Consider the following 8,032-nt stretch of genomic DNA (forward strand, 5'->3'; position numbering starts at 1 on the left):
TCATAATATCAATTTCTTTTCTGTCCTATAATCCCTTTAACGTTTCTCGACATCTCTTTAGATGTAATCTGTATAACCAGCTCCTCAATAGCCGAAAGACTTGCTATCGTACAGATGATCCCTCCCAATAAATAAATATTTGTCTTATCGATAAAAAAAGGAGCTCCGAACAAAAGAAGCCCTGTTGCTTTATTTGCATATGTATGGAGACTGACATACTCATAAAATTTATAATATCCTACCAATAACGACGCAACTCGAATCATCGCAATCATAACGATCCATATGCAAATTCCCATAGGAATTGATAATTCAGGAACAAGAACTACCGCCACAACAACGATTAAAGCCGTATCTGCAATGCTATCAAGCTTTTCTCCGAGCTGGCTTTGTAAGTTGTACTTTCTTGCAAGATACCCATCAATCATATCGCTAAATCCACATACGAAATATATTATCCAAAAAGTGTTACTAAACGGCTCTACAAATAGCAGTAACACAGATAAAAAAATTCTTAATAGCGATATTCCGTTAGGTAAGTTTTTCATTTCACACCTCGCAAATTCTGAAACAACCCGTTTAAAGGGATTCTATTGGAAAAGCAACCATTTGGCAATTAGTTATGTCTCATCACGATTTTGTAACCTATAGAAATATTTCACGTATAAAGATTTGAATATTATCTAACAAAATTGCTCCCCCTTATGGATAAACAATAGAAATTGAGGTAATCCATCCTATGAATGAAAAAATTTCAGCTCATGCCAATGCCTGGTATCAGCAAGCTGAGCAGAAGGCGGCTCAGTATTTTGCATCACTCCATGTTCAGCTTATGGAAAATAGATATGTCTCCACCCTGACAAAAGATTTTCATTTGTGGAAAAAGAAGCATATCCACTATGACTCATTGTTATCTTTTCTGTCGAGTGGGAAGAGAAAAGCCGATGCTCTGGATTATCACAGATATATTGGATGGTTAAATCAAACTGGTAAATTAGACGATTACCTGGATCGAAGTGTTTCCTATATGTATATGCGTGATCTGGGTAAAGACCTGAATTCGCCTGGAATACAGAACCGAGTTCAACATCTGGCTTCCGATATAAAAAAACACTTGCTGCGCCCAACTACATCTAAAGAGGGTGTACAGCCTGAATTCATAAGTTTAGCCGGATTGTATCGGTGGGCTCAGAAAGAAGGCGTGGAAAATGCCGTGATATGGCTGATCAACAAGCTTAAAAACGTATCCGCCCATATTCCTCAGCAAATGAATGCCGAGCATGCCCAGCGTAAATTGATCAAGATCATTATCGGGGTTGTTCTTCATGTAATGGAAGAGATGGACGATGCCGCATTGCCCGCAGAACGTTCGCAGCGGCTTGATGAAGGGATCAGACTAGGGTATTTTTATGGTCTGACCTATCCTTTTATTGATGATCTTCTCGATTCCGAGGTCTTAAATGCTAAGGAAAAAGAACAATATTCCGATATGATACGAAACGCACTGCTGACTGGATCTGTTCCGGATTTAGGAGAGTGGGACGTAGTTAACCTCGAGTTCGTCCGTTACGTCCATGCAGAGCTACGGGAAGCTTTTGAATATATTAAAAGTTATCAGAAGCCTGAAGCTATAAATACATTTTTTGAGCAGTCCTATGTGTTTTTCCATGCGCAGGATATGGACCGCGTAAAGGAGCTTTCGAATCCACAATACAGCAACGAAGAGCTATACCTGCCTGTCATCCTGAAATCGTCCTCCTCCCGGTTAATTGTCCGTTCCGTCATAAGCGCTTCCGAGGATGAGGGCTTTGATCGCCGAACCTTTTTTTATGGCATCTATAATCAGCTTGCTGATGATTTTGCGGACATGTTTGACGATATGAAGGCCGGAGCAGTAACACCCTATACCTACTTTTTAAAATACCGTGACCAACGTTCAGATCTGATCAACCCTTATGAATTGTATTGGACGGTCATTTCCTACTTGATCCATGACGTTTACCATTCCGATGCCAAGGCCCGTGAGGTCATACTGGATCGCGCCATTAACGGACTGAAACGTTGTAAAAAGCGCCTGGGAAAACAAAAGTACAATGAAATCATGGACATCTTCGCCTCTGGAAATCCGGAACTTAATCGACTCATACAACGTATGGTTCGCTATGCGGATGATGTGGATTTTTTTGACAAGCTGCTTCGAGACCAGATGGTAACTGTCTTGAGAAACAACCGGGAAGAAAAGGAATATTTCTGGGATACTGTCAAAAACATTCGTCAGCAGATCAATCAACAATTGCTGATCTCCAAAAATCACTCGGTTTCATCCATAAATGAGTCACTTATTGATGCCGCCAATTACAGTCTTGAAGGAGATGGCAAGCGTCTACGGCCTATAATAACCTGGGTCATGGGCGTGAACGAATATAAGCTTCATGCTTCTGCAATTATGCCGCTGCTGAGATCACTGGAATATATGCATACCGCATCCTTAATCTTCGATGATCTGCCATCACAGGATAACGCGCCTACCCGGAGAGGACGTCCAACCCTGCATCAAGTTCATAATAGCGCCACAGCGGAATTAACCGGCCTGTATCTGATTCAGAAGGCGATTGAAGAACAATCGTCCCTGAGAGGGTTTGATCCCACAGCTGTGCTTGATCTGATTCAATATTCATCCCAAAAAGCAGGAGAAATGTGCATCGGACAGTCGATGGATTTGCAATCGAGAGGCAAGGCACTGACATTGGAGCAAATGAACACAATATGCTTTTACAAAACTGGGATTGCATTTGAGGCTTCTCTCGTGATGCCTGCCATTCTTGCGCAGGTCAAGGTGTCGGAGATTGCGTCTCTGAAGAAATATGCCTATCATGCTGGCATTGCTTTTCAGATTAAGGATGATGTGCTCGATTGGGAAGGAGAAGCAGGCTTGTTAGGAAAACCCGTTCGCAAGGATGTTGAAAACAACAATTCAACCTTTGTGACGATCCTTGGGCTCGAAGGCGCCAGAAGAGCGATGTGGGGACACTATTGTCTTGCGATGGAAGCATTGAACGAAATGCCGCGAAGCAACGGTTTTCTGGTGCATTTATTGGATTATATGGTTAACAGAGAAAATTGAAATCTCAACGTATAGACATTCAAAAAAGCAGGAGGCCTTTATAGGTCCCTGCTTCTTCATTGTCAAAAGAAAACCATACGCTATGCGTATGGTTCCGGAGAGCTTAAGCGATGAATAAAAAAAATCCTCCAAAGTGTTAAGATAAATGTGAAAGAAAAGGTGTAGAAATTATAGAGGCAGAGGCATGTAAAGATCATATACACATGCTAGTAATCATTCCGTCGAAAATAAGTGTATCTGCATTTGTAGGGTATCTAAAAGGAAAAAGTAGCTTTATGATATTCGATCGACACGCGAACTTAAAATATCGGTATGGGAATAGGAAATTCTGGTGCAAAGGGTTCTATGAGCCAAATGTATTAGGAAAACTGCAAAGTAGCCCGGAATAAGGGCAAAAATAAAATAAAATTTGAAGCTATCACATTACACAAGACACCGCCTTAGTGAGACTATGGGCGGTATTTTTGTATGGTAGCGGTCACTTCGGGCCAATATGTCCCGAAGTGGAAAGGAGGGATTGCAATATCCCCAACAGGCCGGAAGATGTAAAAACCACGCCTGTAAATGAAGCTCAAGCAGAAGAACATACCGCTCCTGCCGCCACACCGCCAGAGATTGCCGATGGCACTCCTGCTCCGGAAATGACCGCCGAGGAAGCGGCAACACTGGCCGATGAGAGCGAAGCGACACAGAGAAAAAGAAACCCTCCAAAAACAAGCAGTATTTTGTAGGTTCATCCTACAAAAAATATGCAACTGTGGCCACAGTTGCCCTGCTTGCCGTTTAGCGGAAAGCTCAAAATGAGTGTGAAATGTGTATGGCTATCGCAATATCACCCCACAAGCGCAATAACATGACGCTTTATATCAAGTTATTGTGTTGTAATATGAAGAGAGGGCACGCCAGTTCGGTGTGTAATATAGGCAGATGAAAATCCTGTTCTCTGGAATTCGGAATCAATATTGGTTTGAAGAGCCATATGCGGGAAAATCGAACTCACGGTTCTGTGAGGGGTAGTAGACAATCCCTTCACGTTTAATAACTTGGAAGGAGTGTCGGGACTGTCTACTCGACTGATTAAAGTGGCTGAAAATAGATATTTTCAAATGGTCTATTTATTGTTAGAACGGGGAAGAATGACTGCCCCAGAATTAGCCGAGCATTTTGAAGTGTCTATAAGAACTATTTATAGGGATATAGATATACTGAGTGCGGCGGGTATTCCAGTATATGCTACCCAAGGAAAAGGCGGTGGCATATCTATCCAAGACAACTTTATTCTTAATAGGTCTATGCTTTCAGAACAGGAACAAACACAAATATTGATGGCGCTTCAAAGTATCAATATTGTTGAAGCTGAAAACGCAGATGTGCTTTTATCAAAACTAAGCGGCGTTTTTCAGAAACAAAACGTGAACTGGATTGAAGTCGATTTCTCTGACTGGATAAAAGACGGAAAGCACGAAAATACATTCGACACACTAAAAACCGCTATCTTCCAAAGTAAGCGCATTACTTTCAACTATTTCAGCGGCAAAAGCGAGTCCATCAACCGATTGGTTGAGCCGCTAAAACTTGCCTTCAAAAACAAAGACTGGTTCTTATATGGGTATTGCTGCCTGCGCGAAGATTATCGGCTATTCAAATTAACACGGATAAAGGATATGGTTATCACTTCCGACAGCTTTTTCCGCCCAATACCTCCACGAATTTTTGCGGAAGCCGAATCATACCATGAGGAATTCATCCCTTTGACCTTATTGGTAGAAAAGGAACTGGCCTATAGGGTATATGACAATTTCGATTCAGTCACAGAGCAAGAAGATGGAAAATTATTGACCACCGTGTTATTACCGCATAATGAGCGGTTGTATAGCTTTGTGCTGTCCTTCGGCGATAAGGCCACCGTCGTAGCTCCGGTGGCTATTCGAGAGGAAATCATGAACAGAATAAAAAATTTGCAGAGCAAATATATAACCTGACACCGTGTTGCAAGTTATGGATGCTACAATCTTTATAAAAGAAAGGAGCATTCTTATGAAATATGAATGGAAGAAACACGAAAAGGCGCTATACAGCGCCAAGGAAAAACCATCAAGCATTGTAGTCCCGCGCCAGAACTACATCATAATCAGCGGAAAAGGCAATCCAAATGAGGCTGATTTTTCCGAAAAAGCAAGTGTTCTTTATTCGATTGCTTATGCGATTAAAATCAGGCACAAGGCTTTTTGTACTGATTTGGAACAGCGCAAGCAATTTGATTACAGCGACTATATGGTCTTTCCACTTAAAGGGGTATGGACATCCTCCGATCCGATCAACCCATTGGATAAAGACAGCTTTATCTATACGATCATGATCAAGCATCCCGATTTCATCACAAAAGATATGTTTGTAGCGGCTTATGAAGCAGTCGGCAGGAAAAAACCGCATTCGCTATTGCAGGAAGTAGCTTTTGAAATGCTGGAAGATTCCTATGCGTTCAAATACTGCATATCGGCGCATTCAATGATGAGCCGGAATCCTTTGCAAAAATGGACGCATTTTCAAGGAAGAATCAATTGGAGTGTATCAATCATTACCACAGAGAAATTTATCTCACCGATGCCCGGAAAACTGCGCCCGAAAAGAGACAAACGATTTTGCGGTATCGGGTTAAGGAGAGTTAGAGTATGAACGCAATAGACCTAAAAAAGGTATACAAAGACGTTTTCTCTGCAAAAGAAAATGTTGTTTCTGTCATTGATGTTCCGAAATTCAGTTATTTAGTCGTGAATGGCGAGGGACATCCAAGTGGCACCATGTTCAAGGATGCAGTGGAAGCCCTATACAATGTAGCATACACAGTCAAAATGATGCCGAAAATCAAAGATGCTCCCGTCCCCGAAGGTTATTTTGACTTTGTTGTTCCTCCGCTTCAATGCCAGTCCTGGCTTACTGATACTGCCAAAAAGTTTGCATGGAAGCTGTTTATCCTACAGCCTGACTTTGTTGATGAGGGCTTAATCCGGACAGCGATAAGCATTGTGGAAAAGAAAGGGAAGCATTTGCCGCTCCTTCATAGCTTATACCTTGCAACGCTTCATGAAGGGAAGAGTATCCAGTGCTTGCACATTGGTCCGTTTAACAGCGTCAAAAGCACATATGTAAAAATTGAGGACTATATGAAGGAACACGGACTTACCGAGAATGGATTGTGGAACGAAATCTATTTATCGGATAAAAGAAAAACTTCCCCTGAAAAATTGAGGACAATTATCAGGTGTCCTGTTGTTTGAACAAACGATACTCTATTTACGGCATTCCCCGATAGTTTCTACAACATCAGTTTCAGTGGATATGGTAATAAGCATTATAATCAATTCAGTTGTTAGTATGAGCTAATAATGGAGGCGCTATATGGAAGAAAACAGGTGGATATTATGTCCTGTATGCCAAAATAAGACGCGGATAAAAGTACGCGATGATACCATACTTGAAAACTTTCCGTTGTTTTGTCCGAAGTGTAAACAGGAAACGCTAATCAATGCAAAAAAATTAAATATCTCAATAATCACAGAGCCAGACGCTAAGACGCAGAGCCGATAACTTGTGAACATGCTCACAGTTATCGGCTTTTTATATTTACCTTATCAGGACTTCGGGCCAAGTTGGCCCGAAGTGGCTTCACAAAAAAATAGAGCGACTTACCCGCCGCGCAAGCGGAAAAGAAAAAAACCGTTGTCCGGCGGGGGTATAGCTATGCTATAAAGAAACATCCCATCAATTCAACAGTTTGTTGGTTTTCCTAATATATAACACTCATATGTGGACACGGTAGGAAGAAACAAAAAAAGTGCCTTCAGAATTGTCATGATACCAGGCTATATCGTCAAGCTTGCCGTACTGATACCCATCCGTTCCACAGTTCCATACAACACTCTCGCCGTCACCACTAATCGAATAACATACCGTTAGACCGGATTGCCGAGAGAGCAAATTGCAATACAGAATCGCATCATTCCAAAAGACATTATTGCAGCTTGCTTAATCTTTCAATCGCTTCCTCTTCCGTAGGCAAGAAAAAAATATCCCTTCCGTTGTTGCATTCATAAATGAAATCCTTGAGGCTTTTACTTGAATATACTGAAAAGTCGCCAACGATAGCAGCCTTCACACTGTAATTAATAAATTTCTGAAGAATCTCACCTGCAAGCCGGGTTTTCAAATCAAAAAAGCTTTCGCTTAGGCTCGCTTTATGGATTACAATCCGATTGCAGCCCGTTTCATACTGTACAGTTGCAATAAGATCGAGTGCGGACGGAATATCCTCAACTAGAACCCCGCTGCCGCTCACTACCGCAATATTTCCTCCGTCTACATCTATTTTCGTAATATTCATAATCTAATAATCCTCCTAATTAACACACTCAACTAAATAATAATCCTTTTAACTTAATTCAAAGATTCTCGCCGGGAAATCCGCCCGATTTTTGATCCTAACTCAGATGTAATAGACTCCAATAGAGCTATAGAGCAGAATGCCGAAATTGCTGTAAAAGTGCAGGCTTTGATCATGTGATTTCCCTAAATACACGAAATTACTGCAAATGTCAGACTGTTGAAAAAGTCATTATTTCACCAAATCACCGCGTTAATATGGTATAATATCTATATAATATATGCCAGAGAGCGGTGATTTTATGTTGTTTACAAATGATACAAACCCTCAATTAGAGTATGAACTGGTCTGCTTGGAGCAATTAGTTCCTCAAGATCATCTTTTGCGCAACATCGACAAATATATCGATTTTAATTTCATTATTGATCTGGTTAAACCTTATTACTGTGAGAACAATGGGCGTCCCTCCCTAGATCCCATCGTATTCTTTAAAATGCTACTGCTTGGTTATTTGTACGACATTCCCT

Annotated in this window: 9 protein-coding genes and 2 pseudogenes; 8 read left to right on the forward strand and 3 right to left on the reverse strand. The window is 41.2% G+C overall.

The genetic code is table 11. The features are described 5' to 3' along the window. Window positions 1–8: 8 nt before the first annotated feature. Window positions 9–548 carry a CDP-alcohol phosphatidyltransferase family protein gene (locus tag BLS49_RS08645; protein ID WP_091228463.1) on the reverse strand — a complete coding sequence of 180 codons (540 nt, stop codon included), beginning with the start codon at window positions 546–548 and terminating at the stop codon, window positions 9–11. 191 nt (window positions 549–739) lie between these two features. Here BLS49_RS08645 and BLS49_RS08650 point away from each other — a divergent pair, with 191 nt between their 5' ends. The 7 genes and pseudogenes from BLS49_RS08650 (at window position 740) to BLS49_RS08680 (ending at window position 6,712) form a co-directional block, all read left to right on the forward strand. After that, window positions 740–3,124, forward strand: a complete 2,385-nt coding sequence (locus BLS49_RS08650) for a polyprenyl synthetase family protein (RefSeq protein WP_175471352.1) — start codon at window positions 740–742, stop codon at window positions 3,122–3,124. A gap of 146 nt (window positions 3,125–3,270) precedes the next feature. Then, window positions 3,271–3,483: pseudogene (tnpA, locus tag BLS49_RS08655) on the forward strand (IS200/IS605 family transposase); the annotation flags it as partial. 105 nt (window positions 3,484–3,588) lie between these two features. Then, window positions 3,589–3,855 carry a hypothetical protein gene (locus tag BLS49_RS08660; protein WP_091228469.1) on the forward strand — a complete coding sequence of 89 codons (267 nt, stop codon included), beginning with the start codon at window positions 3,589–3,591 and terminating at the stop codon, window positions 3,853–3,855. A gap of 321 nt (window positions 3,856–4,176) precedes the next feature. Next, the gene (locus BLS49_RS08665; protein ID WP_245742309.1) at window positions 4,177–5,106 is read left to right on the forward strand and encodes a helix-turn-helix transcriptional regulator; all 930 of its coding nucleotides are present in this window, start codon (window positions 4,177–4,179) and stop codon (window positions 5,104–5,106) included. Between the two features lie 55 nt (window positions 5,107–5,161). Then, window positions 5,162–5,800 carry a hypothetical protein gene (locus BLS49_RS25230; protein WP_245742310.1) on the forward strand — a complete coding sequence of 213 codons (639 nt, stop codon included), beginning with the start codon at window positions 5,162–5,164 and terminating at the stop codon, window positions 5,798–5,800. Next, window positions 5,797–6,402, forward strand: coding sequence for a GyrI-like domain-containing protein (locus BLS49_RS08675; protein WP_091228473.1), 606 nt, complete (start codon window positions 5,797–5,799; stop codon window positions 6,400–6,402). The genes BLS49_RS25230 and BLS49_RS08675 overlap by 4 nt, the downstream gene beginning before the upstream one ends. A gap of 121 nt (window positions 6,403–6,523) precedes the next feature. Then, complete coding sequence (locus BLS49_RS08680) at window positions 6,524–6,712, forward strand: cysteine-rich KTR domain-containing protein (protein WP_091228475.1); 189 nt, start codon at window positions 6,524–6,526, stop codon at window positions 6,710–6,712. Window positions 6,713–7,041: 329 nt separating this feature from the next. Here the strand turns inward: BLS49_RS08680 and BLS49_RS25750 are convergent. Together BLS49_RS25750 and BLS49_RS08690 are read right to left on the reverse strand one after the other, a co-directional pair. Next, a pseudogene (locus BLS49_RS25750) lies at window positions 7,042–7,138 on the reverse strand (formylglycine-generating enzyme family protein); the annotation flags it as partial. Beyond that, the gene (locus BLS49_RS08690; RefSeq protein ID WP_091228478.1) at window positions 7,137–7,505 is read right to left on the reverse strand and encodes a DUF4180 domain-containing protein; all 369 of its coding nucleotides are present in this window, start codon (window positions 7,503–7,505) and stop codon (window positions 7,137–7,139) included. The gene BLS49_RS08690 and the pseudogene BLS49_RS25750, both read right to left, overlap by 2 nt. 301 nt (window positions 7,506–7,806) lie before the next feature. Between BLS49_RS08690 and BLS49_RS08695 the strand changes: the two genes are divergently transcribed. After that, the coding region (locus BLS49_RS08695) for a transposase (protein WP_139173114.1) at window positions 7,807–8,032 on the forward strand (226 nt) is incomplete at its 3' end.

It is taken from the genome of Fontibacillus panacisegetis (genome assembly GCF_900102215.1).
Taxonomy (GTDB): Bacteria; Bacillota; Bacilli; order Paenibacillales; family Paenibacillaceae; genus Fontibacillus; species Fontibacillus panacisegetis.